Source organism: Treponema sp. HNW (assembly GCF_050320395.1).
In the GTDB taxonomy this organism is placed as follows: domain Bacteria; phylum Spirochaetota; class Spirochaetia; order Treponematales; family Treponemataceae; genus Treponema_C.
Map to the genome: position 1 here is coordinate 846201 of NZ_CP144459.1, position 24568 is coordinate 870768.

21 protein-coding genes are annotated in these 24568 nt (G+C 47.6%); 14 read left to right on the top strand and 7 right to left on the bottom strand.

What is annotated here, in order from left to right; genetic code table 11:
* Window positions 1-3 precede the first annotated feature (3 nt).
* The 6 genes from V1L52_RS03940 (at window position 4) to V1L52_RS03965 (ending at window position 8150) form a co-directional block, all read left to right on the top strand.
* The gene (locus tag V1L52_RS03940; RefSeq protein WP_428771004.1) at window positions 4-1803 is read left to right on the top strand and encodes a S1C family serine protease; all 1800 of its coding nucleotides are present in this window, start codon (window positions 4-6) and stop codon (window positions 1801-1803) included.
* A gap of 12 nt (window positions 1804-1815) precedes the next feature.
* Window positions 1816-3621 (top strand): translation elongation factor 4, encoded by a 1806-nt coding sequence (lepA, locus tag V1L52_RS03945; RefSeq protein ID WP_428771005.1) that lies wholly within the window; start codon window positions 1816-1818, stop codon window positions 3619-3621.
* 36 nt (window positions 3622-3657) lie between these two features.
* The gene (locus tag V1L52_RS03950; protein WP_428771006.1) at window positions 3658-4446 is read left to right on the top strand and encodes an Rpn family recombination-promoting nuclease/putative transposase; all 789 of its coding nucleotides are present in this window, start codon (window positions 3658-3660) and stop codon (window positions 4444-4446) included.
* Between the two features lie 839 nt (window positions 4447-5285).
* Window positions 5286-6470 carry a hypothetical protein gene (locus tag V1L52_RS03955; RefSeq protein WP_428771007.1) on the top strand — a complete coding sequence of 395 codons (1185 nt, stop codon included), beginning with the start codon at window positions 5286-5288 and terminating at the stop codon, window positions 6468-6470.
* Window positions 6471-7274: 804 nt separating this feature from the next.
* A complete protein-coding gene (locus V1L52_RS03960; protein WP_428771008.1) occupies window positions 7275-7751 on the top strand; it encodes a DNA-binding domain-containing protein in 477 nt (158 codons plus the stop codon).
* 33 nt (window positions 7752-7784) lie between these two features.
* Window positions 7785-8150: a DUF4469 domain-containing protein gene (locus tag V1L52_RS03965; RefSeq protein WP_428771860.1), complete on the top strand. Its 366-nt coding sequence runs from the start codon at window positions 7785-7787 to the stop codon at window positions 8148-8150.
* Between the two features lie 122 nt (window positions 8151-8272).
* Here the strand turns inward: V1L52_RS03965 and V1L52_RS03970 are convergent, their stop codons facing one another.
* Entirely contained in the window at window positions 8273-9139 is an 867-nt protein-coding gene (locus tag V1L52_RS03970; protein ID WP_428771009.1) for an Rpn family recombination-promoting nuclease/putative transposase, read from the bottom strand.
* Window positions 9140-9185: 46 nt separating this feature from the next.
* Between V1L52_RS03970 and V1L52_RS03975 the strand changes: the two genes are divergently transcribed.
* The 6 genes from V1L52_RS03975 to V1L52_RS04000 all read left to right on the top strand — a co-directional run bounded on the left by V1L52_RS03975 (window position 9186) and on the right by V1L52_RS04000 (window position 15321).
* A complete protein-coding gene (locus V1L52_RS03975) occupies window positions 9186-9347 on the top strand; it encodes a DUF4469 domain-containing protein (protein WP_428771010.1) in 162 nt (53 codons plus the stop codon).
* 162 nt (window positions 9348-9509) lie between these two features.
* Window positions 9510-10751: an AGE family epimerase/isomerase gene (locus V1L52_RS03980; RefSeq protein WP_428771011.1), complete on the top strand. Its 1242-nt coding sequence runs from the start codon at window positions 9510-9512 to the stop codon at window positions 10749-10751.
* Between the two features lie 31 nt (window positions 10752-10782).
* The gene (locus V1L52_RS03985) at window positions 10783-11202 is read left to right on the top strand and encodes a rhodanese-like domain-containing protein (protein WP_428771012.1); all 420 of its coding nucleotides are present in this window, start codon (window positions 10783-10785) and stop codon (window positions 11200-11202) included.
* 16 nt (window positions 11203-11218) lie between these two features.
* The gene (locus V1L52_RS03990; RefSeq protein ID WP_428771013.1) at window positions 11219-12049 is read left to right on the top strand and encodes a TatD family hydrolase; all 831 of its coding nucleotides are present in this window, start codon (window positions 11219-11221) and stop codon (window positions 12047-12049) included.
* A 51-nt stretch (window positions 12050-12100) separates the two neighbouring features.
* Window positions 12101-13606 carry an IMP dehydrogenase gene (locus tag V1L52_RS03995; RefSeq protein WP_428771014.1) on the top strand — a complete coding sequence of 502 codons (1506 nt, stop codon included), beginning with the start codon at window positions 12101-12103 and terminating at the stop codon, window positions 13604-13606.
* A 179-nt stretch (window positions 13607-13785) separates the two neighbouring features.
* A complete protein-coding gene (locus tag V1L52_RS04000; RefSeq protein WP_428771015.1) occupies window positions 13786-15321 on the top strand; it encodes a RecQ family ATP-dependent DNA helicase in 1536 nt (511 codons plus the stop codon).
* Window positions 15322-15325: 4 nt separating this feature from the next.
* Here V1L52_RS04000 and V1L52_RS04005 read toward each other — a convergent pair whose 3' ends face one another.
* Entirely contained in the window at window positions 15326-15574 is a 249-nt protein-coding gene (locus V1L52_RS04005) for a hypothetical protein (protein ID WP_428771016.1), read from the bottom strand.
* Between the two features lie 147 nt (window positions 15575-15721).
* On the opposite strand from V1L52_RS04005, the gene glnA reads away from it, so the two are divergent.
* Entirely contained in the window at window positions 15722-17053 is a 1332-nt protein-coding gene (glnA, locus tag V1L52_RS04010) for a type I glutamate--ammonia ligase (RefSeq protein WP_428771017.1), read from the top strand.
* A gap of 240 nt (window positions 17054-17293) precedes the next feature.
* A complete protein-coding gene (locus tag V1L52_RS04015; protein ID WP_428771018.1) occupies window positions 17294-17716 on the top strand; it encodes a hypothetical protein in 423 nt (140 codons plus the stop codon).
* Window positions 17717-17753: 37 nt separating this feature from the next.
* On the opposite strand, the gene V1L52_RS04020 is transcribed toward V1L52_RS04015, so the two are convergent.
* The 5 genes from V1L52_RS04020 to V1L52_RS04040 all read right to left on the bottom strand — a co-directional run bounded on the left by V1L52_RS04020 (window position 17754) and on the right by V1L52_RS04040 (window position 24453).
* Entirely contained in the window at window positions 17754-18593 is an 840-nt protein-coding gene (locus V1L52_RS04020) for an SDR family oxidoreductase (RefSeq protein WP_428771019.1), read from the bottom strand.
* A gap of 112 nt (window positions 18594-18705) precedes the next feature.
* Complete coding sequence (locus V1L52_RS04025) at window positions 18706-19968, bottom strand: zinc-binding dehydrogenase (protein WP_428771020.1); 1263 nt, start codon at window positions 19966-19968, stop codon at window positions 18706-18708.
* 205 nt (window positions 19969-20173) lie between these two features.
* A complete protein-coding gene (locus V1L52_RS04030; RefSeq protein ID WP_428771021.1) occupies window positions 20174-21688 on the bottom strand; it encodes an FGGY family carbohydrate kinase in 1515 nt (504 codons plus the stop codon).
* Between the two features lie 174 nt (window positions 21689-21862).
* Entirely contained in the window at window positions 21863-23062 is a 1200-nt protein-coding gene (locus V1L52_RS04035; RefSeq protein ID WP_428771022.1) for an SDR family NAD(P)-dependent oxidoreductase, read from the bottom strand.
* Window positions 23063-23106: 44 nt separating this feature from the next.
* Window positions 23107-24453 carry a PHP domain-containing protein gene (locus V1L52_RS04040; protein WP_428771023.1) on the bottom strand — a complete coding sequence of 449 codons (1347 nt, stop codon included), beginning with the start codon at window positions 24451-24453 and terminating at the stop codon, window positions 23107-23109.
* Window positions 24454-24568: the final 115 nt, after the last annotated feature.

Consider the following 24568-nt stretch of genomic DNA (forward strand, 5'->3'; position numbering starts at 1 on the left):
TTAGTGCCGCCGTTTACATTTATGCGCCGTCCGGCTTTTCTTTTTTTTCTCTCTATTTTTCTTTTGTGCAGCTCCTGCCTTTCGCGTAAAGCCGATTACGGTATTCCCGATTTTACCGATGAGCGCATATTTGTTAAAGAAACGGAGGATATAGCAAAAGAACGGGAAACCTCCCCCTTACGCTCCCTATGGCGGGCGGCCCTTCTTGTCCGGGAAACGGATGCACGTCCCGACGATTTTGAACACAAAGATGACTGTATACGGCGCGCCCGTGCTTTATTCGATGAATGCGCCTCTTATACGCAAAAACTCGTATATGAAAAAAATCGGGATAAAAAATATGCCGAAGCCCTCCGCTTTGCCGAAAGCTTGGAAACCGCATATAGTGCCCTCGGCCTTGCTTTTGAGCCAAGTGCCGAGTTTGCGAAAGCGCGCATTGAAGCCGAAACCGCTTTTAAAAATCTTCCCGTTTTGCCGTCCCGTCAAGCCGATAAAACCCTCGCCGACCTTATTCAAGGAAGCGTTACCGTGTGGGTCGACTTGGGCGTCAAGGTTGAAAAGGGCATGGGCTATGCTTCCCGCGTTATCGGTTCGGGCTTTTTTATCGACGAGCGCGGCTATATTATTACCAATCACCACGTTATAGCCGACTTGGTGGACCCCAAGTACGAGGGCTACGGTAAACTCTATATAAAAAAAGCCTCCGATTCGGAAACCCGCATCCCGGCTAAGGTTATAGGCTGGGACAAAACCCTCGATTTGGCTTTGTTAAAAACCGAAATAAAGCCTCCTTCCGTGTTCACTCTGGGGTCATCGGAAAATCTTGCGGTAGGGGAGCGCATCTACGCCATAGGCTCTCCTGCGGGCTTGGAAAGCACGATTACTTCCGGCATCGTTTCTTCTTTTGACCGCAAGCTTTTATCCACCGTTTCGGTTATGCAAATAGACGCCGCCGTCAATTCGGGCAATTCGGGAGGCCCTCTGGTAAACGAAAAGGGAGAAGTGCAGGGCATTGTCTTTGCGGGGCTTCCGGCTTTTCAGGGCTTAAACTTTGCGATTCCCGTCGAGTACCTTAAAACCGTTTTGGAACTTTTATATTCGGGCGGCGAAACCGAACATGCATGGATGGGCGCTTACGGGCGTACCTTTAAACACAAGCCTTCCGATAAAACGGGAGCGGGTGTTGAAATACTGTATCTTATGCCCGGAAGTTCCGCTTCGCGTGCGGGACTCTTACCCGGCGATATTGTAAGCGCCGTCAACGGAAAAGCCGTGCGGAATATCGAGGATTTACAGTTTGTGCTTATAGGCTGCCGCCCCGATTCTCTTGCGCGTATCGAATATCGCCGTCCTGCAAAAACCGAAACCGCGCCGCCGGACGATAAAGTGAGGGCGGACAATAAAACGCCGGCAGACGGCAAACAGCAGTCTGCGGACGACAAAGTGGGGGCACAAATACCGGGTGAAGCCCTTGTCTATCTCGATGTCCGAAGCGAATATCCGGGAAAAACGATTTACGAGCGCGAAGCCGAATACCGTATGTTTTATCCCCTTTTCGGTATGGAACTGGTTCACTCTTCGGTGGGCAATAAGCGCAAATTTACCGTGCGCTCCGTTGTAAAAGGCGGCATTGCCGACGAAAGCGGTTTTTCGCCCAACGATCCGGTTGAAATAATCCGCACCAAACTGTTTGAAGACGAGGGCGCCGTCTATGCGGAACTCTATACAAAAAAGCGGAAAAGCGGTTATTTGGACGTGAATCTTGCCGTCGGCGCGCCTCTGGACAGTCTTTATCTTTTCTAATAGAATATACCGATGACAAATTTGGAACAAAAACGCAATTTTTGTATTGTTGCGCATATAGATCACGGTAAATCGACTCTTTCGGACAGGCTTATACAAAAGGCCAATATTATCGATGCGCGCCAATTTCAAAATCAAATACTCGACAATATGGATATCGAGCGCGAGCGCGGCATTACGATTAAAAGCCAGGCGGTAACGATTCCCTATACCGCGCAGGACGGCAAAACCTACGAATTGAATTTCGTCGATACGCCCGGCCACGTGGATTTTTCTTATGAAGTATCACGCGCAATCGTTTCGTGCGAAGGCGCCTTGCTGCTGGTTGACGCGGCACAGGGGGTTGAATCTCAAACCTTATCGAACATGTACTTGGCCCTCGAACACGACCTTGAAATCGTTCCGGTTATCAATAAAATCGACCTTCCGGCTGCGGACATTCCGTCGGTAAAGCGCCAAATAGAACACGATTTGGGCTTGGACCCCGAACACGCAGTCCTTGTGTCGGCGAAAACGGGTAAGGGTATCGATGACTTGTTTGAAGCAATTGTGCAGCGCATTCCGCCTCCTATTCACGATACGGGCGGAAAAACGAAGGCCCTCGTGTTCGACTGCCGCTACGACCCCTACCGCGGGGTTGTCGTTCATATCCGTATGTTCGCCGGCAAAATCAAGCCGGGACAAACCATACGCTTTATGTCGTCCGGCTCCGAGTACAAAATCGAAAATACCGGCGTGTTTAAAATCAAACTGGAAGAAACGCGCGAACTGAACGAGGGCGATGTCGGCTATTTTATTGCAGGCATTAAAACCGTTTCCGATGTGCGCGTCGGAGATACGGTAACCCTTGCCGACGACCCCGCCGACGAAGTGCTGCCCGGTTTTAAAGAAGTAAAGCCGGTTGTCTTTTCGTCGATTTATCCGGTGGACACAAACGATTACGAAGAACTGCGCGACAGCATGGAAAAACTCAAGCTGAACGATGCAAGTTTAACCTACGAAAAGGACGCATCTTTGGCTTTGGGACACGGTTTCCGCTGCGGCTTTTTGGGCCTTTTGCACTTGGAAGTCGTGCAGGAGCGCTTGGAACGCGACTTTGACCAATCGGTTATCTTTACCGCCCCTTCGGTACGCTATCAGGTGGGTATGACAAACGGCACGGAAGTTTTTGTCGATAATCCCGCAGACTATCCGGATCAGGGGCTTATACGCTGGGCAAAAGAGCCCTACATAAAGGCGTCCATTATTACCCCCGCCGAGTTTTTAGGCTCGATTATGGCCCTGTGTACCGAAAAGCGCGGCTCCCAAACCAATATGCAGTATCTCGACGAAAAGCGGGTTGAAATTATCTACGAAATGCCCCTTGCCGAAGTGTTGTTCGATTTTTACGACCGCTTAAAAAGCTACAGCCGCGGCTATGCCTCCTTCGATTATGAAGTTATAGGCTACCGCGACACCGATTTGGTAAAGGTTGATATTTTAATTAACGGCAATAAGGTGGACGCCCTATCGCTCCTTGTGTTTAGGGGAAATGCGATTGAACGCGCGCGCAGTGTCTGCGGTCAGTTAAAAGAAGAAATAAGCCGCCGCCAATTTAAAATTGCAATACAGGGCGCCATAGGCGGACAAATTATCGCCCGCGAAACGGTTAACGCCCTGCGAAAAGACGTACTTGCCAAATGCTACGGCGGCGACGTTACCCGTAAGCGCAAACTGCTTGAAAAGCAAAAAGAGGGCAAAAAGCGCATGAAAATGGTCGGCGATGTGGAACTTCCGCAAAGCGCCTTTTTAGCGGTTTTGAAAACAAAGTCGGATTAGTAACGGTGTGCAGGCCGGAAAAACGAGGATGTGCCGATGAAAAAAAAATTTGATGAGCTGACCCTTGCCGACGATTTTATGTTTTGCAAGGTAATGCGGGACGAAGCCATATGTAAAGAATTTCTTGAAATGGTTTTAGCAGATAAAATCGGGAAAATCACCTATCTGTCATCTCAAAACGCTGTTGTTACCGGTTCTGAATCCAAGTCGGTACGTCTTGACCTTCTTATAAAAGACGAAGCCGGCAAATCTTACGATATTGAAATGCAGATAAGCAACGAACACAATATTCCGAAGCGTATGCGTTATTATCAGGCAGCAATCGACATTTCATTCTTAGACAAAGGTGCTCACTACAAAACATTAAACGACAGCTATATTATTTTCGTCTGCGTATTCGATGCACTCGGAAAAGGGAAACCTCTTTATACATTCGAGAATATTTGCCTTGAAGACTTGCATACCCCCTTACAAGACGGAACAAAAAAGATTATAATCAATGCGGAAGCATTCAGCAAAGTCGAAGACGCGGAGCTGAAAGGCTTTTTGGAATATCTGAAAACGGGTGCGGCAAATACTGATCTCACCGGGAGGATAGAAGCAATGATACGGACTGTAAAACAAAACGAACAGGCGCGGCAGGAATACCGCTTTATGTCGGCCTTCGAAATGGACGCACGGGAAGAAGGCATACAACAAGGAATTGAACAAGGCGCGTACCAAAAGGCATTTGAAACGGCAAAAAACTTACTTGCAATGAATCTTCCCATCGAAAATATCGCTCAAGCTACCGGTTTAAGTATTGAAGAAGTGAAAGCTTTATAAGAATCAACATGTTACTGGCCGAATATGACTACGACACCGACTGCGAATGTCAAAGTTCAAAGTTCGCCCCTCGCACTTTCCCAAAAACAAATTACAAAAAACTTTCCCGAAAAGTTGTTATTCTCAAAAACTTGCATTATAATGTTTAAAGAGCGGACATCGTGTCCGCTCTTTAATCCGAGTTTTACGCTCCGCGTAAAACTCCTTACCTATAGCTTTAGCATACATCCGTGTATGCGCCGGAAAGTGAATGGAGGAATGTGAACTGCGAGGACTTATGAACGGCAAAATAAACCGCTTAAACAGTACAATAAAGAGTTCTCAAAAAAGTTCGGAAAAACGGCAAAAGTACTTGACACGGTACCGCATCCACGCGCAAAATTCACAGCTTCACAGCTTCACAGCTTCACAGCTTCACAGCTTCACAGCTTCACAGCTTCACAGCTTCACAGCTTCACAGCTTCACAGCTTCACAGCTGAGGGCTAGCTGTGCCCAAATACATTTTCACTCACACACAAAACACACTTCGCATATAAAAGAGCGTAGGGTAAAGCCCGTACCCTCTTTTTTTAGACACAAACCCCCGTAATCGGTTTAAAAACCGCACGTCCTGTGCGGTTTTTAAACCGAGTTTTGCTTGCGCAAAACTCATTACTAACGGCTTTTCTGCACATCCGTGTGCAGGATTTAAAACAGGATGTTTTATGTGCGGCATTCGGCACGTCCTGTTCGGTTTTGAACTCGGGTTTTGGGCTTTGCCCAAAACTCATTATCTATAGCTTTTCTGCACGTCCGTGTGCAGATAAGAATTATGAATTATTTATTAAGGAGAAAAACAATGAAAAACACAAAACAAAGAACTACATTTTTAGGAAATCGGACAGCAGTCCCCGTCCGCACTTTTAAGGGAGCCGCGGCACTCATCACAGCCGCACTTTTAGCACTGCTTATTACCGCCTGCCCCAACGCCTCGGGCGGCGGTAACACGGGCGGCGGCACAACGCTTACAAAGGTTGTCTACCTTGCAGGCTCTATAACAACAGGCGGAAATCCGAAGCCCCATTATTGGAAAAACGGCACCAAGCACGAACTGCCTATGGACTCGCGAATGACTAGAGGATTAGCACGTTCCCTTACCCTTAAAGACGGAAAAGCCTACAGTACAGGGTATGAGGATGCTTCCGGAGAATCTTATGCTGTTGTATGGAAAGAAAACAATGTACACTGGAAAAGTCCCGAAGGCTGGACCTTCGCACATGCAATTTTAACCGAAGGCGCTTCCCTCTACATAGCGGGAAAGCTCAAAAAAGACGGACTGGGGGAAGCCTCCGTTGCCGACATAACGGACAAAACGCGAGTGCGCATCGCTCATCTGCATACAAGAGAGGGAACGGAGGAAGGTTCGATAGCTTACGGCGTATGCTCATCGCCTTCGGCCTTGTATGCCGTAGGAACAATATACAACAGCGACTCCTCCCAAACAAAAGGTGCCTTATGGACAATAAACAAAGCTCTTGACAAAGACTCGCGCACCGAAACGGAACTGGCTACGGGAAGCTCTGTACATCCCAAGGCGGTATGCCTTTTGGACGGCACACCCTACGCTGCAGGACGGAATGCGGCAGGCAATGCTGCGGTATGGAAGGTTACGGGCACGGGTTCAAGCGCAGCGATAACGGAAACGGAACTTGGAACGTCCGCCGGCTCCGACGCAACCGCCGTCTGTACAAAAGACGGCCTTGTCTTTATAGGCGGGATGAGCAACGACGGCAAGCCCTGTGTATGGAAGGGAAAGGACAGCTCCTTTACAGCCATACAGTTAAGCACCGAGAGCGGCACGGTGAATGCCCTCTACGTTTTCGGAAACGACATCTATGCGGCAGGTTTTCTCTATACCGGCGGCGGTCGAAAAGCCGCCTATTGGAAGTTCACTTCCGGCATTACCCCTGACTCCGATGCCCAAGTAACCGTCCTTACCGACAACAACGCTGAAGCATTCGGCATTGTTGTAACGATGGAGTAGGGTTGAAGCGGGCGGCTTACATAGCGCCGCCCGCTTCAACGTCGAGTTTATGACGGGCTTATGCCCGTCATAAACATCGCGGATAATCGGCTTTGAGTTCGCACATTTGAAAATGTGCTCACACTTAAAGGTAACATTGAACATACAGCTGTCAGCTGTATAGGCCGGGTTCTTAGGGGCGGTGCATACAATCGGACGTCCTGTCCGATTGTATGCTTCAAGATTGCCTACGGCAAACGGTTTGCCGCAGGCAATCTTGTTTATATGGAACTGTTCCGGCATCCGTGCCGGGACTGTGAAAAGAAATTTCCCGCTTTTCCTACGGAACAGCGGGAACGGCGGGTACAGGTTGAAGCTCACGGCTTACATAGCGCCGCTCGCTTCAACGTCGAGTTTATGACGGGCTTATGCCCGTCATAAACATCGCGGATAATCGGCTTTAAGTTCGCACATTTGAAAATGTGCTCACACTTAAAGGTAACATTGAACATACAGTTTTAGCTGTATGTTCGGGATTCCAAAGGGCAGAGCCCTTTGGCAGTGCGGTGCATAAAATCGCACATCCGTGTGCGATTTTATGCTTCGAGTTTTAGGCGGTGTGTACACCGCCTAAAACGTCGGGGATATAAAGCTTTCCCGAACATCCTGTTCGGGACTGCGAATGAGGGGAGAGAGGAACTGCGGACAGGATGTCCGCCCGTGTAAGTTCGGCGAGTTTTTTGCTTGCAAAAAACTCGAGCTTAAAAGCATACAGGACGTATGCTTTTAAGCAGGTGCTCTCTCCCCCTAACCAAGGAGGTTTTTATGGCAAAAAAGAAAAGCGTTTGGGAAGTGTACTTACGTCCCAACACCTTAACCAAGGAAAACGACCGCGACTGTATTGCGGACGTTCACGCTCACGCCGCAACTCAGCGTAACGAGGACATTGCGGAAATCATCACAAAGGAGCGCACAGAGTTCCGAAAAGAAACCATCATCAATATCCTCAACATGCGCGACAAGGCGGTAAAAGACCTTATCCAAGAGGGAGTGAGCTTTATGGACGGCTTGGTGCAAATAAGCCCGCGCGTGTCGGGTGTGTGGGCTACCGAAAACGCCCCCTACGACGAAAAGGTGCACAAACGTACGGTTGAAGCTTACGGCTTACATAGCGCCGCTCGCTTCAACGTCGAGTTTCGCGACAAGCGCGAAACATCGCATAAAAATAGCTTTAGGTTCGCAATTCTGAAGAATTGCTCACATTTAAAGATAATATCGAACATACAGCTGTCAGCTGCATAGGCCGGATTCCAAAGGCCGGCGAGGCCTTTGGCTGTGCGGGAAAGTGAGAGGGGGCAAGGGGAGAGAGGAAACCCTGCCCGGAACGGGGTGTCCTCTCTCCCCTTAAACGACGGCACCTTAACAATAGGCGACGACATTATCATCGAAGGCAACAAGCTTAAAATAGACGAAACCGACGCATCTCAGGGAGTCTTTTTCCGCCTTGCGGACGGCACCGAGCACAAAGTAACCCGCCGCCTCTCGGTAAACCAGCCGAGCCAAATAATCGCCCGCGTACCTGCGACGGTACCGGCAGGCAATGTTACGGTAATAGTACGCACCAAGTTCAGCACCGGCAATAAAACGCTTAAAGAATTACGCGAAATTGTCTATAAACTGCCTTGCACCGCCAAAGCTTAACATTCACTATCAAAGCCTCTTTGCTCACCGTATCAAAGAGGCTTTGTCTGCAAAGTACGCTGTACGGCTATATCGGTGTCGCAATCATATTCAGCTATTAACATGTTCAATACCACACATTTTTATAAGACTTCTATTTCTTCTCTGGAAAGTCCTGTCATTTGCAAAATAAAGCTAAGTTCGCAATTTGCTTGTTTCATCAGTTTTGCCGTTTCAATAGCTTTTTGGTGAGAACCTCTTTCAAGACCTTGTTGTATGCCGATCATCAGGCTTTCTTGTCTTTGTACCGCGATGTCGGTGTCGTAATCGTATTCAGCTATTAACATGTTTATTACCTCCCGTGATTTTCTCTGTAAGTAGTCTTTTAAGATGTCTTTGTCTATGCATATCTTTACCGCATTGGTAAAGCCGTTTTCGCTGTCGAGCTGCATTTGCTTTCGTACCTCTTCTACAAAGAGGCTGTATTCTTCAAGCGGTTTGCACGCGGCTAAAACTTTATGTGCTTTAGCTGTATTGATGTTTAAAACCTGCACCGTCAACTCCAAGGGTGCGGGTGCGGATTTCGTTATAAAAGCATCGGAGAGTTTTAGAATTGCGGTTTCAGGATAATCTTCTACACCATTATAGAAAACATAGAATTCGGGCGCGGGTATTTTTGACAGCTTTCTCAGATACCTGTCTGTCGGTGCTTGCAGTTTTTCGTACAGCCGAGCGATATACTGCAAAAAGCGTAAAGGCATATTCTCGTTTATGGTAGATTGGTGTTCAGCCAACACGATGATTTTACCGTCCACAAGGCAGGAAACATCGTTTATAATGTTCATATACATTACGTTATCAAGCCTTATATTTTCTACGGGACAGGATAGAGGCAGGTTTGTTCCGTGCAAGGCATTATAGAGTGATAAAAAGTTTTCTTTTGCTTTTTCGTCTTCTGCGAACAAATCGACAAAAACAGAATCTTTGTAGCTGCGTTTGTGTTTAGACATTCTTCCATCACCTCCTTCATTCACAGTGTAACACGAAAACGGGGAATTGTATAGTTTTGCCGGACATCCGCTTATCGCCCGCGTACCTGCGGCGGTACCGGCAGGCAATGTTACGGTAATAGTACGCACCAAGTTCAGCACCGGCAATAAAACGCTTAAAGAATTACGCGAAATTGTCTATAAACTGCCTTGCACCGCCAAAGCTTAAGGGCTGTACTCCCCGCTCGGTGAAGAGCCCATTCCCCGCTCGGTGAAGCACCTGTTCCCCGTACAGGGAAAACATCGTTCCCCGAACGGGGAAGGCGCGGTTCCTTTATGCAAACGCCCTGTCTTGACAAAGCCGAATGCTTGTTATACCGTAGAAGCCGATATGCATACGGCAACAAAAGAATTCAATGCAAAAAAACTGCTTTCGTTTTATAAGAAAAATCTTACCGGCTCGGTGCTGCCTTTTTGGTTACAGTACGGTATGGATTCCGTTCACGGCGGAATATACACGGGCTTGGACAGGGACGGAAGCCTTTTGGAAAGCGATAAATCGGTGTGGTTTCAGGGCCGCGCTTTGTGGACCTTCGCACACGCCTATATGAAGGCCGCCTCTTACGGAGAAGAACACCCCGAATACTTGGATGCCTGCCGCTCTTTGGCGGACTTTATAGAAAAGCACTGCACCGATAAGGCCGACGGAAGAATGTATTTTCGCCTTACCGGGGACGGAAAGCCGGTTATAAAGCGCCTGCGCTATTTTTTCAGCGAAACCTTTGCGGTAGTCGGTTTTGCCTCTTACGGCCGCTCGTCGGGTCAAGCATCTTACGTACAAAAAGCCTTCAATCTGCTTAAAAAAATCGACGAAATACGCTCAACACCCGGTCTGCTTATTCCCAAATTCGATGAAAAAAACGCCCTCGCGCGCGGTTTCGGCGTTCCGATGATTTTATTGAATACCGTTTCGGAATTGCGTGCATCTTTGCGTCAATTCAATATGGAAGGCGAAGATTTTTGCAACCGGTACATCGACACTCTTTTAGACGAAATCAAAACGTATTTTATAAAGCCCGAATTAAAGGCGGTGCTCGAACAGTGCGCTCCGGACGGTTCGGTTCAGTATGAGCATTTTGAAGGCCGTCTTTTAAATCCGGGGCACGCTATAGAAGGCTCGTGGTTTATAATGAAAGAGGGGATTGAGCGCGGCGATAAAGACTTACAAAAGTTGGGCCTCGATATGTTCGATTGGATGTGGGAGCGCGGCTGGGATAAAAAGTACGGCGGTATTATATATTTCCGCGACATCGAAAATAAAAGCCTCAGCGAATATTGGCAGGATATGAAATTCTGGTGGCCGCAAAACGAAGCGGTTATCGCTTCGCTGTATGCCTATTACCTGACGGGACAAAAAAAATATCAAACGCGCTTTAGCCTTGCGCACAACTATTTTCACGAGCGCTTTCCCGATAAAAAATACGGCGAATGTTACGGCTATTTTCACCGCGACGGAACCCTTTCAACGCCGCTTAAGGGAAATATGTATAAGGGTCCCTTTCATATTCCGCGTATGTATATTGAAGGCATTACACTTTTGGAAAAAATTGCCGCTGCGGAAAATAAGCGGTAACGGAAAAATAACGATTTATAAAGAGGTATGTATGAAAAAACAAGCTGTAAAAGCGGTAAAAAAAATTGCTGTCTATGCCGCTTTGATTGTATGCGCTTCCTGTTTGGGAGCCTTAGGTGCAAAGGAGAAAAATATGCAAAAGAATAGCTTTTCTACAATTTCCGCTCAGGAAGCAAAGGCCCGTATGGATAAGGGCGGCGTAATCATCGTTGATGTGCGCACACAGGCCGAATACGATTCGGGGCACATTCCGGGTGCTATTGTAATTCCCAACGAAACCATCGGTTCAAGCCGTCCGGCTCAGCTTCCCGACTTAAACGCCGAAATCCTCGTATACTGCCGTTCGGGGGCCAGAAGCCGCAATGCTGCGGGAAAACTTGCAGCCTTAGGCTATACGGCAATTTACGATTTCGGCGGTATTATAAGCTGGCCCTATGAAGTGGTAAAATAAGGCCGCCCCCGAACCGATGTTTACCGATACCCACTGCCATTTAACCTATCTTGCCGGGCGCGGTATAGACGCCGCCTCGGTTATACGTGAGCTTGCCGATAAAAAAGTACCCTTTGTTTTGGATTCGGGTACCCGCTCGAACGATTTAAAAGAGCGTATCGATTTTATAAACGGCATAACCGCTTCCGTTCAGGATTCATCGCTTAAAGAGCGGGCTGCTTCAATGCTGCGTTTCGGTGCGGGTATTTGGCCGGATAAAGAGGCGATTGCCGACCGCTTTTTGCATATGGACGTTTTGCGCGAACAAATTGAATTATGCGATGAAAAGCGCCTGTGTGCAATCGGCGAATGCGGCTTTGACCGCCACTGGAATACCGACGATGCCGACGAAGAAGGGGAGCGCGAACTGTTCGATATGCAGCTTGAGCTGGCGCGGGAATTGGAGCTTCCCCTTATCGTTCATTCGCGCGACGCCTTTGAGCAAACCCTTGCGGGCATTAAAAACGCGGGCGAAAAAAAAGGCGTGCTGCACTGTTATTCTTACGGTGTCGAACAAGCGCGCGCTTTTTTGGACGAGGGCTGGTACATATCGCTTTCAGGTTCGGTAACATACGCAAAAAAAGCACAAATAAGCGAAACCGAAAAACTGGTGCGCTTTATTCCCGCCGACCGCCTGCTTTTGGAAACCGACGCCCCCTATTTGGCCCCCGTTCCCTTCCGCGGAAAACCGAACACCCCGTTGCTCATTGAACACACTTACCGCTTTGTTGCGAATATCCGCGGCTTGTCTACCGAAGAATTGGCCGCCGCGGTACTGCAAAATGCCCGCAGACTGTTCGGCTCATAAAATGTCATCTGCCATAGTTGACAACAATCGGCAAGGCCTTTATAATTATCTATGGCATATTTTTACGAACAAACATCGCATACATTTTCCGAATATCTTTTAATTCCCGGCTATTCGTCGGCAGAATGCATTCCTTCAAAGGTGAGTTTACGCACGCCTGTGGTAAAATTCCGCAAGGGTGAAGTGTCCGAACTCTATATGAACATTCCCCTCGTTTCCGCCGTTATGCAGTCGGTTTCCGACGACAAAATGGCAATCGCCTTGGCAAAAGAGGGCGGTATTTCCTTTATTTACGGTTCGCAAAGCATCGAAAATCAGGCTAAAATGGTTGCAAAGGTAAAGGGACATAAGGCGGGCTTTGTATCGTCCGATTCAAACCTCCGTCCGGACCAAACTTTGCACGAAGCCCTCGAACTGACCGCGCGCACGGGGCATTCGACCATTGCCGTTACCGAGGACGGAACCGCCGAAGGCCGCCTTGTCGGTATTTTAACGGGCCGCGACTTCCGCATTTCGCACACGCCGCCGGGAGCCCTTATCCGCGATTATATGACGCCGCTTGCGGACTTGGTTACCGGCAAGGAAGGCATAAGTTTAAGCGAAGCGAACGATGTGATTTGGAAGCATAAGCTGAATTGTCTTCCCGTCGTTGCGCCTAACGGCTGTCTTACTTCGATGGTGTTCCGAAAAGATTATGCAAGCCACGAAGAGCACCCGCTTGAACTGCTCGACAGCCGCCGCCGCTATGTTGTGGGGGCGGGTATAAATACGCGCGACTATATGGAAAGGGTTCCCGCCCTCTTAAAAGCGGGTGCCGATGTGCTTTGTCTTGATTCGTCTGAAGGGTTTACCGAGTGGCAAAAGCGCGCCCTCAACGATATTCATACCGAATTCGGAAAAGAAGTGCGTGTGGGTGCGGGGAACGTCGTCGATAAAGAAGGCTTTTTGTTTTTAGCCGAAGCCGGAGCGGACTTTGTAAAAATCGGTATAGGCGGCGGTTCCATTTGTATAACGCGCGAACAAAAGGGTATAGGGCGCGGGCAGGCAACCGCCGTTATCGAGGTAGCCGCAGCGCGCGACGAGTATTATAAAAAAACGGGCGTCTATATTCCGATTTGCTCGGACGGCGGTATTGTCCACGATTATCACATGACCCTTGCTTTGGCAATGGGAGCGGACTTTGTAATGCTCGGCCGCTATTTTGCCCGCTTTGACGAAAGCCCGACCAATAAGCTGATTATAAACGGCAATTACGTTAAAGAATATTGGGGCGAAGGCTCGAACCGCGCGCGCAACTGGCAGCGCTACGACCTCGGAGGCAGCGCCAAACTGTCGTTTGAAGAAGGCGTCGATTCCTACGTTCCCTATGCGGGAAGTTTGCACGACAATGTGGGTGTGAGTATGAGTAAAATCCGCCATACAATGTGTAACTGCGGCGCTTTAAACATTGAAGAATTGCAGCAAAAAGCGCGCATTACCCTTGTTTCCCAAGCGTCAATCGCCGAAGGCTCATCGCACGACGTTGTCGTAAAAAATACGACAATAAGGGCCGAATAAGGTTCGGGGAGTAATAAGATTCAGGCTGTCGGAAAAGTAAGCGCTTTTAAGACAGCTTTTTTTATTTTCTTTTAATTTCTGCAACCTTTTTTTAGACTTGTTTTCCGTTTTATACAATTTTTTTTACAAAAAGTCTAAAAAAAATGCAGTCTGCGCCTATATATACTATAGGAGCGTGTATGCAGGAAGAATATAAAATAGCCCTGAAAAACGGCGCCGGCAGTGTAAACGCCGATTTATACTGTCGGCCAAACTGCGGTGTACCCGTTGACGCGGCGGTTCATACCGTTGACCCGGTTGCCGCCGACCCGGTTGCAGATGCCGCGCAAAAGTACTTCGGTATCGCTTATCTTTATCCCTGGCAGCGCATGGTTATTGCGAATATCCTTGAAGCCGCCGAAGAAGGGGAGAGGGGAAATCAAATCGTGCTTTTGCCTACGGGAGCCGGAAAGTCTTTGTGCTTTATGGTTCCCGCCCTTCTTTTGAAGGGACCTACGCTGATTATCTATCCCCTGCTTGCCCTTATGAACGACCAAAAGCGCCGCCTCGATGAAGCAAAGCTCGATACGGTTGTCTTCCGCGGCGGTCAAAGCGAGGACGAACGGAATGAGTGTTTTGAGCGCATAAAAAGAGGCGCCCGCTTTATACTGGCAAACCCCGAAGTACTGCAAAGCGGACCTCTGGTAAAGCGTTTGGCCGAATGCACTATAGCTCACATTGCGATAGACGAAGCGCACTGCGTGTGCGAATGGGGCGACAGTTTCCGCCCCGCGTATTTAGAGCTGGGCAGGATTATACAGCAGTTGGGCTGCAAAACGGTAACGGCTTTTACAGCGACCGCCTCCGACACCGTTTTAAATCGCGTGGCCGAAGTTTTATTCGCAAATGACGTTCACATTGTGCGCGGCGAAACCGACAGGCCGAACATACATTATTCGGTGCACCGCCGTGCGGCTAAAACACCCGCACTTATTGAACTGGTTATGAAGGAAAAGCGCCCCGCAGTTGTTTTTTGTGCAAGCCGCAGCCGCACAAAGGAACTTGCCCTTATACTGCGCGATGTTTTATACAGACGCGGCGAAACCGATACCGTGCGCTTTTACCATGCCGGTTTAACGCGCGAAGAAAAGGCCGAAACGGAACAATGGTTTTATCCTAAAAAAGATGCGGTGCTTATTTCCACGTGTGCGTTCGGCATGGGAGTGGATAAAAAGGATATCCGTACCGTTATCCATTACGACGCGCCTTCCACCGCGGAAGCCTATGTGCAGGAAGCGGGGCGCGCAGGACGCGACGGACAGCCTGCCCGGGCTCTTTTGTTGTGGGCGCTTCAGGATAAAGAAAAAGCGGACAAGCAAAGCGCGGAAAAAGGTGAGCGCTATGCGGTACTTTCCGATTTTGCAAATGCTTTAAGCTGCCGTAGAGAGGTATTGTTAAAGGCTCTCGGCGAAGAAAACTGCGTATGTTCCGGCTGCGACATCTGCGAAAAAGAGGCAAAAAATACGGCGGAAGATGTCGAAAGTTTTATGCGGTTTTTATGTAAAAATCGTAAAAGATACGGCTTTAAAAAAGCTCTTTCGGTATTTTGCAGGGAACAAAACGGCTTATATGCTCCGATTGCGGGGAGCAATATCGTAACCGAAGAAGATGCCGGGGAAATGTTGTATGAACTTATAAAAAGCGGGCGTGTAGATAAAAAAAAGTTCTTTATTTAAAAAATTATTCTCCCGTATCGGCTTCCGAGTTTCCTTCTTCCGTTTCACTTCCCGCTTCCGCATTTTCGGCTGCGGGTGCCGGAGCGGCGGCTTTTATTTTTACAAGCCGCTTTTTAGATCCGCCCTTTTTTTTCTTATAGCGCACTACATAAAATATAAAATTCAAATATAATAAAACCGTAACAAAGGCCGCTATTACGCGATAATCGGTGATAACGCTGCGCAAAATCGAAAACAGAGACAAATCGTTCATACAATATATATCGGCATAACAAGAGAGAAATCATACACAATCCCCTGCTTGCAAGACCTTTTTTATTTTGATATAATGAGCAATCTCTAAAATACGGTTTCATTTTAGGGATTCCGAACAGTCCATTCTCAGCCCAAGGGGATAACCGTGGCTTCTCTTACCGCACAGGATATTATAAAAAAAGCGAACGAACAGGGGATTCGCTTTATACGTTTGCAGTTTACCGATATTCTCGGCTCTCTTAAAAACGTGGCGATTACCGTCAGTCAATTGGAAAAAGCCCTGAGCAATCAGTGCATGTTCGACGGTTCATCGATTGAGGGCTTTGTCCGCATAGAAGAATCGGATATGTATCTTTACCCCGATGTGAACAGCTATACTCATTTTCCGTGGCGCCCCGCAGCCGACGGCGTTGCGCGCCTTATTTGTGATGTATATACAACCCGCGGGCTGCCCTTTGAAGGCTGTCCGCGCCGTGTTTTGCGCAAAGTACTCGATGAAGCCGCTTCTTTGGGCTATACCTTTAATGTCGGGCCCGAATGCGAGTTTTTTTTGTTCCGTACAAACTCAAAAGGAAAGCCGACTTTAAAAACCTTTGACGATGCAGGCTATTTTGATTTGGGTCCCATAGATCCGGGTGAAAATGTCAGGCGCGATATTATATTGAACTTGGAAGAAATGGGCTTTGAAATCGAAGCTTCTCACCACGAATGCGCTCCCGGTCAGCACGAAATCGACTTTAAATACGGCGATGCCCTTGAAACGGCCGACCGCGTGATGACCTTTAAACTTGCGGTTAAAACCATTGCGCATAAGTACGGTTTACACGCAACCTTTATGCCCAAACCCGTGTTCGGTGTTGCAGGAAGCGGTATGCATATAAATCTTTCAATGTCCGAAAACGGAACGAATATTTTTTACAATCCCGACGATATAAACGGTTTAAGCCGCGAAGCCTACAGCTTTATAGCGGGTATTATGAAACACATCAAGGGAATGACCGCTATACTCAATCCCCTGGTAAACTCTTATAAGCGTTTGGTTCCCGGCCAGGAGGCTCCCGTTCACATTGCATGGTCTGCGCAAAACAGAAGCCCTCTTATCCGTATTCCTTCATCACGCGGGAACTCTACCCGTATAGAACTGCGCTCGCCGGATCCTTCGGCCAATCCCTATCTTGCCCTTGCGGTCATTTTGGCCTCAGGTCTTGAAGGCGTTAAAAACAATCTCGAACCTCCCGAAGCGGTAAACGGAAATGTCTACAAAATGACAAAGACGGAACGCGAACAGTCCCATGTGGAAAGTCTGCCCGACTCCCTGGAAAAAGCTTTGGCCGAACTTGAAAAAGACGAGTTTGTCTTAAATATTTTGGGGCCGCACGTAAGCGAAAAATATATTAAGGCTAAAAAACTCGAATGCCGTGAATACAACACGCGCGTAAGCCAATGGGAAGTTGACCGCTATTTAATGCAGTATTAAAATACCGTCTGCCTCGGCTGATTCTTTCCGTATTTTTTACATTTTGCTCTTTATTTACGTAAAATTTTATGTAAAAAGTCTCTTTTTTTTACAAACCGCGCCTATATATAGGGTATGAGAACTTCTATTTTATGTCGAAACCCGCTTTGCGCCGTCCCCTTCTTTTTTTGTGCATTTCTGTGTCTAAGCTCCTGTGCGCAGACATGCTTTCCGTTTGTCGGCACTTGCGAAAAGGTTGTTTTGAAGGTACCTCAGCCGGATTCCGCCTATCTTCTCTTTGTTGACGAAAAAGGCATGGCGCGGAAAGTGTCTTTAAGCGCAGGACCGGATGAAATATGTTTGATTTTACCGAAAAACCGCGTAACACCCTTTTTGTTTTTTGCGGGAGAAGCCGATACCCGCCCTTTTGGCTCCGTTTATCCTTACGATACGGCTTCGGATAAGGCGGGGGGCTTTACGGCCTTTATTTTATACCGTCTTTTTATCTGTTCGCAAAATGACAGTCAAACAATCTATGAGCGCATAAGATACTTTAATTGGGCAAAATTGAAGGCGGCCGTAAGTGTCTATGAAGAACCCTGGGCATTGGATGATGTCTTAATTGCCGAAAAAATTGCAGAGGGTACGTTCAATAGCCGTCATATAAAGAAAAAGGTACAATAAAAGAGAGGCCGATACGGGCTAAAACCTGTAGAAAAGATCAATAAAGGCTCCGATTTTTGCCGTCCTGTGTGCTTTTTTTTATATGCTGTTTGATGATTAATTTAGAATATGCGTACATAAGGCCGGGAAACAAGCGATTAAGAGTGTATACGAGCTTTGATTCAAAGCCGGGGATAATTAAAAAACGGCCTCGCTCAATGCCTCTTATTATTTCTTGAGCCGCCTTTTCGGCCGTCATCGGTTTTATCGTTCCTGAAATTTGTTTTGTAACGGCGGGCTTGGTACGGTTTTCGTTTACAAGCTGGGGCGTATCCGTGTCGGAAGGGAGTACCAGGGATACGCCTATTTTGTAAGGAATCAATTCCGCTCGCAAAACTTCACTGAAGCCGACAACCGCATATTTTGACGGCGTGTAAGCGCTGTAACCGTAAACGCCCATTACACCGGCCATTGAAGATACATTGACGATGCGCGAGCGGGCACTCTTTTTTATATGGGGCAGGGCGTGACGAACCGTTAAAGCCGTACCCAGATAATTGATTGCCGCCGTGTCCGCAAACTCTTCGGGCAGGGTGTTTTCAATTTCCTTGCATACGGCAATACCCGCGCAGTTGATAAGTATATCTATTTCCTTTCCGTCTTTTATGCAGTTTTTTATAAAACGGATAATCGATTTTCCGTTTGAAACGTCAAGTTCGTATGCAAAAACGGAATTGTCCCTTGTACAAAAAAACGACAATTCTTTTTGCGTTTTTTCCAATACATCCTTTCTTCGTGCACCGATAATTACATCCATGCCTCTCGCTGCATATTCTTTTGCAAGAGCTTTTCCTATACCGCTTGAACCGCCGGTAATGACAACTGTCGCTCTGTCCATCATTGCCTCCGTTTAATCTGAATCCTTATCGGTTATCTAAAAAAAAGGCCGGCTAAAAAGTCGGTTGCTTTTCGGCCGGCCCGTCGATTTTAAAAATCGGGATTATCCGTTATTATAAATCCGGAGCATGCTCCAAAAGATAGTCTTCGGCTTCTTTTGACCACAGCATATTGTTGTTTTTGACGAGCTTTGCAAGTTCGGCAAACAGGGGATCGGTTTTCCCCTTTTCTTCGAAATCGGTTAAGGCGGTAAGGGGCAGTTTTTTGTGAGTATAAATCAGCTTTTTACCGCCGGGTATTTTATCCAAATTGATAACCGTGTCCGCTACCTGGTCCAAACCGCCTACATGGGTAACCATGGCTACGGGGTTCAGTTTGCCTTCGGCCATCATATCAAGCGATTCTTTAATGTCGTCCGTGTTGCCGCCCGATGTTCCGACTACGTGGTGGGCTTCGTAGTGTACGTTGTAAAAGTTGTACATTGCGCTGAAAGTCGGATCGGTGGGGCCTGCAAAAAAGTTCAAACAGCCGTCCTTACCGCACAGGGCGTCGCCCAGTTCGACAACGGGTTTGACGGGTGCGAATACGAATACGTCGTCATAGAGTTTTCCGCCGTTTAATTCTTTTAATGCTTCAACGGGATTTGCTATATCGCGCGTATTCAGGTATACGAGCTTAACGCCGTGCTTTGCCGCTTCCGACGGAGGCAATAAACTTTCCGCACGCTTTAAGCGCGCATCGTCGATATCGGTTACAACCATAAAGCCTGGTTTGCGCGGGTTGTGAATCGCATAGTCGATTGCCGTCAATCCCATAGGTCCTACTCCCGCCAAAAGGGCAAGAGAGCCGCCTTCAACAATGCCCATGCGGTGCTCATAACTGCCGGCGGTGGTATGATATTGGGCGTGGAAGGCTCCGACAACGCAGGATACCGGCTCCGAAAGGGAACCCATAAAGTAATTGTCGGCCTTATATTCCAAAAGACAGCCGAGTTCCATAACTTCGGCAGGGATGATGATGTAGGTTGCATCGCCTCCGATATGGGCATAGGAATAACCGGGTGCCCACAGAGTTCCGTCTTTGTTCAATGCAGGCTGAATGGCGAACTTTTGTCCCGGCTTAAATTGGTGCTGCCATTTTTTACCGACTTCGACAATGTTACCGCAAAACTCGTGGCCGACGATAATCGGGTTTTCGGAAAGTTTTGCACGGACGCGCTTGTGCGCATCCCCCTGCATAGCCAATTTATGGCTCGACATACATACCGAATCCGATATAATTTCCGCTAAAATTTCATCATCTTTAATCGGCGGAAGTTCAAATTCTTCCAACCTCAAATCATTTACACCGTATAAACGTACAGCTTTTGTTTTCATACATACTCCTATAAAAATATTTTGAGGGATTTTCAAATCCCGAAAAAATATTTTTTCAGCACTTCCGCAGCGTAGCGAGGAAGTGCAATAAATATTGACAGTTTGCCGAAAGGCAAACTGTGGAAGCAAGAAGCGGCACCGGTTGTGCCGCGCCCTTGCGACCGCTCCTATAAACTTAATGGCTGGGGACTGCCGCAAAAGTCGGTTAAATCAGCTTTTCCCATGCTTTCTTATACTCTTCATACCCGCTAACGGGAGCTTTGTCAACCGCCTGATAACTTATATCGGCAGCTTCACCCAATTCGCAGATTTTTTTACCGCTCAAGGCCATAATCGCCGTCATTGCCGAACCGCAGGCCGTAGCCTCGCTTATACTCGTCAGGAAAAAATCGTTTTCGCTCATAGCGGCGGCCAAAAGAGCATTGTACAGTTTGTTTTTGCGGAATCCGCCTTCGGTAAACACCTTTGTGCCTTTTTTCAATCCTGCGCGGCGTAAGGCCGTTTCGGTTTGTATCACAAGCGATAAGTCCAAAAGAGCGAAAAAGCGCTTTTCATTCCGTATGATTTCCGGAAGCTTGGTACCGTTTTGCATATCTTCAAGAGAATAAAACGTTCCTTTTTCCCAAATGCCCGGCTTTGAACCGGTAAATTGTCCCGAGCCTGCAACCATTTCGGGCATCAAAAAGGTATCTTTTGCATTCAATACCGCTTGTGCTTCATCAAAACCGAACGAAGGAAAGTCGTCGGTTTTATTTACCTTTTTGTACAAGCTGATGTAAGTATCGAATTCCATCCCTCCCAAAAAGATTGATGTTTTTACGGGCTGACGGAATGCCGATTGATTAAAGAATACTATTTTGCCGATGTCTTCATCGTTAAAATCAAGGTTGTCCTGCGGGTGCATGCAGACGCACCAGGTTCCCGTTGAATTAAGTACAAAGTCGCCCGTATCGCTTTTTGCAAGGTAGGGTAAAAGCGACGCGTTTGAATCATGGATACCCATTGTAACGATAACCGACTTATCCAAGCCGGTGCGTTTGGCAGTCTCTTCGCTTATGGTTCCTAAGGTTTCGCACGTGTTTTTATAGTTGACCGGAAGCAGGGGGCGTATATTCAGTTTGTCGGCAACGGGCGACCAATCGCTTTTTTTGTGGTTCCACAAATAGCTGTGACAGCCGCAATAGGTAGGTTCGATTCCCGCAATACCCGTAAAGACATGTCCCCAATACTGCGGGAAGTTCAGGATTGTCTTTGTCTTTGCAAATTCGCCGGGGAAATATTTTTGCATATACATAATGCCCTTTGCCGGATTTATAAGAGAGCCGAAGGGAGGCGTATACGTTGTTTTTTGTAATTCTTCCTTTGTGCCGCAAAGCGTGTAAAAGTCCGTTTGGAAACTTTCTCCCGGCTCATGGGTGTACAATACACAAGGTGCGCAGACCTTGCCCTTGTCGTCAATACATACAAAGGTTGCCCCGTGCGTTGTTATCGACAAAGCCCTTATCGGATATTTTTGAGCAAAGACTTGCAGCTGAGCGCAAAACCATTCTTCCATGCCGGCTAAATCGTGGGCGTCTACTTCAAGCCCGCTTGCCGGTTCTTTTACCTTCAGCGGTTCAAAGTTTTTATACACCGCATCGAGCTGGCGGAGGTTTTCGTCGTATACGGCAACCTTTTTGTTCGTCATGCCGATGTCTATAACGGCAACAGCATAGTTCATAACTACTCCTATAAAAATATTTTGAGGGATTTTCAAATCCCGAAAAATATTTTTTCGGCACTTCCGCAGCACAGCGAGGAAGTGCAATAAATATCGGAAGTTTGCCGAAGGCAAACTTTGGAAGCAAGGTGCGGTACTATTTATGCCGCGCCTTGCGGCCCATCCTTATTAGTATTAATGCAGCATTACCTGACCGCCGGTAACGGGCAGGGCCTGCCCTGTTTCATATACCTGTTCTACAAGGTAGAGAACGGCTCTTAAAACGTCGGGACCGGAGCAGCCCCTGTTCATCGGAACTTTTGCCTCGTAAAAGGCTTTTACATCCTGAACGGTTTTTGCACCGGGAACCTTACCCGTTTTTAAGTACTGTACAAATAAGCCCTTTTCGGGATCCGACCACAGCGGACCGTCGAAAAAGTTTCCGGGACATACGGCGTTTACCTTTATACCGTAGCCGACCAATTCAAGGGCAAAGCTTTCCACCAAACCGATACTGCCGAATTTTCCGCCGGCGTATGCGCCGTTTTTATTTGAGCCTTCCAATCCGGACTTTGAATTGATTTGAATAATATCGCTTGTCCATGAGGGGCAGGCGGCATTTTGGCGCTTCATAAGAGCGGCGCAGTGTTTTGAAACAATGGCGAATGCCGTGTAGTTTATGTCGGTTACAAAGCGGAAAGACGCGATGTCCTGTTCCAAAATGCTTGAAGCGCGCAGTACTCCGGCATTGCTTACGCACAAATCCAAGCCGCCTGCTTTAAGGGCGATTGTTTCAACCATCTCGCGAACCGACTCTTCATCTGCAACGTTTACCTTTACCGCAAAGGCGACTTCTTTGCCGTATTCGGTATTTAAGGCGGAAGCGAGCTTTTCGGCTCCTTCAATATTCAAGTCGGCTATACAAACAACGGCTCCCTGATTTATCAAGCCGCGTACGATTTCTTCGCCGAAACCCTGAGCGCCGCCGGTAACGAGGGCAACACGGTTTTTTACAACGTCGGCGCGGCAGGAAGGACAAACCGCGCTTCCCGCTTTTGCAGAAAGTGTATTGTCAATAGGCCATGACGCGGCAGTTCCGCTTTGGGCCGCTTTAAGAGAAGGCATATCGGGTGCGGTAATAAAAAAGGCGCTTTCTCCCTTGTATACCGCTTCTATGAAGGCGGGAATCGCATTTTTACCGCCTTCTTTTACCGTATCAAAGGCTTTGTGCACGGTTTCGGCTGCAGCCTTTTCATCATCGGTATCAATAAGGATACGGACAGGACTTTGAGAAGGGGCGGGGTTTTTATCGAAAAAGCGGACCGTCCACGGTTTTCCCGCTTTTTGTATGGCAGCTCCGCGAATAAGGGGAGCTGTAAATACGGCATTATTCATATATCCTCCTGATATAATTCCGTTTTAATTTTTCGTGTGCCGGCTTACACATGATGTGCCGCGCATTGTGTTTTTATCTGTTGAGCCGCTTCTTCAACGGTCATTGTTCCGGCCGGAAACAATTTTTTTCCCAAATCGGCATACAAGCTTACTCGTTCGTTTAAGGATAAGGCGCTTAGGGGATTTTCCGGCGAAAACAAACCGTATTTTGTCTTATAGGACGAAAGCGCTTCGTGGGCGACAAGAGCCCATGTGGCATCGGTAAGGCTTGCAAAGTCTTCATCCAAAAGTTCGGGGCAGGAAAATTCCTGACGCGAACTGTTTATATCTACACCCGATATTTCCATAAAGCCGTACTTTTCGCACAAGCGGCGCACGCGCAAAAGCTGCTGTTTTGTGTTCCGCGGGGGCATATAGGTTACCGCAAGATATCCCGCTTCTTTAAGAACGGGGAATAAATCGTCCAAAAAGTCGTCTTCGAATTTTTCGGCTTTTTTATCTCCGGTAGGAGATTCTGTTATATCGCCCAAATAAGCATAGGCGGGAATCGCCCCGATTGATCGGGCAAAGGCGGTAACCGTTTCGGCGGGAATACATTCGTCGCTTCCGGGCTGAATAAAAATACGCGGTAAAAATTCACTTTTTAAAACACCGAGCAAATCGTAGAGATAATGCGGATTTGAAGCGTCTGCGAGCCTGTCGGCTATTTTGCCTTCGATATACAAGTTAAAACGTGCTCTCAGGTTTTTTAAGAGTTCTTCGCCGATACCGTAGACGTCCGTAAAACGTTTGGCAAGGGCGTATAAAATATGACGCTCGGTAACGCCGCCGGCCTCATCCTTTTTCGATAAGTTTTCAATGTCTTTTTCGTACGACAGCGGCTTTAAGCCCGCTTCGGTTATAATCTCATTTAAAGCTTCCGTCATTGCGATGCTGCGTTTTTTACGGGCCGCCTGAAGGGGCTTTAAGAACAATGCGGCCAATTCTCTTTTGGAGGCGGGAATACCCTGTACCGTCATATAGACAATGCCTGCCGAATCGGGATTGTTAAGTTTCATATCGGCAAAGCGCGTATGCTTAAAACTTACCCGTACTTCAAAGCCGGTAACGCTTCCCATACCCAGAATGTGACAGGCATCGGTCATTTCAGCGGCAGCCGATACGGAATCATGGTCTACGGAGCCTGCAACCGAAAGTCCCGCTTCACGCGCTTTTAAAGCGGCCATAGACGGGGTATAGGGACTGAAGCTGTATATCGTGTGAATGTGATTGTTCGTTTGTTTGTTCAAAGGCGGAAGCGTTTCTTTGTTTTTTTCAGCCCATGATTGAAGGGCTGAAATACGCTTTTCTCCCGTACTCTTAAACTCGTTTATTTTTCCGTAATCGTTCATAGCTTACCTTTATACTCGCACACGGATGTGCAAAATTCAAAATAAAAGGGGCTGTCCAAAAACTTCAGTTTTTGGACAGTTACATTGATTTTGATTGCGATGTTTGAAATTAAGG

Coding starts and splice junctions, on each gene's coding strand:
- V1L52_RS03985 (WP_428771012.1), top strand. CDS start 10,783: ATGAAAAAACAAGCTGTAAAAGCGGTAAAAAAAATTGCTGTCTATGCC.
- V1L52_RS04040 (WP_428771023.1), bottom strand. CDS start 24,453: ATGAACGATTACGGAAAAATAAACGAGTTTAAGAGTACGGGAGAAAAG.
- V1L52_RS03960 (WP_428771008.1), top strand. CDS start 7,275: ATGGCAAAAAAGAAAAGCGTTTGGGAAGTGTACTTACGTCCCAACACC.
- V1L52_RS03995 (WP_428771014.1), top strand. CDS start 12,101: ATGGCATATTTTTACGAACAAACATCGCATACATTTTCCGAATATCTT.
- V1L52_RS03950 (WP_428771006.1), top strand. CDS start 3,658: ATGAAAAAAAAATTTGATGAGCTGACCCTTGCCGACGATTTTATGTTT.
- V1L52_RS03990 (WP_428771013.1), top strand. CDS start 11,219: ATGTTTACCGATACCCACTGCCATTTAACCTATCTTGCCGGGCGCGGT.
- V1L52_RS04025 (WP_428771020.1), bottom strand. CDS start 19,968: ATGAAAACAAAAGCTGTACGTTTATACGGTGTAAATGATTTGAGGTTG.
- V1L52_RS04030 (WP_428771021.1), bottom strand. CDS start 21,688: ATGAACTATGCTGTTGCCGTTATAGACATCGGCATGACGAACAAAAAG.
- V1L52_RS04020 (WP_428771019.1), bottom strand. CDS start 18,593: ATGGACAGAGCGACAGTTGTCATTACCGGCGGTTCAAGCGGTATAGGA.
- V1L52_RS04000 (WP_428771015.1), top strand. CDS start 13,786: ATGCAGGAAGAATATAAAATAGCCCTGAAAAACGGCGCCGGCAGTGTA.
- V1L52_RS04035 (WP_428771022.1), bottom strand. CDS start 23,062: ATGAATAATGCCGTATTTACAGCTCCCCTTATTCGCGGAGCTGCCATA.
- V1L52_RS03980 (WP_428771011.1), top strand. CDS start 9,510: ATGCATACGGCAACAAAAGAATTCAATGCAAAAAAACTGCTTTCGTTT.
- V1L52_RS03970 (WP_428771009.1), bottom strand. CDS start 9,139: ATGTCTAAACACAAACGCAGCTACAAAGATTCTGTTTTTGTCGATTTG.
- V1L52_RS04005 (WP_428771016.1), bottom strand. CDS start 15,574: ATGAACGATTTGTCTCTGTTTTCGATTTTGCGCAGCGTTATCACCGAT.
- lepA (WP_428771005.1), top strand. CDS start 1,816: ATGACAAATTTGGAACAAAAACGCAATTTTTGTATTGTTGCGCATATA.
- V1L52_RS03955 (WP_428771007.1), top strand. CDS start 5,286: ATGAAAAACACAAAACAAAGAACTACATTTTTAGGAAATCGGACAGCA.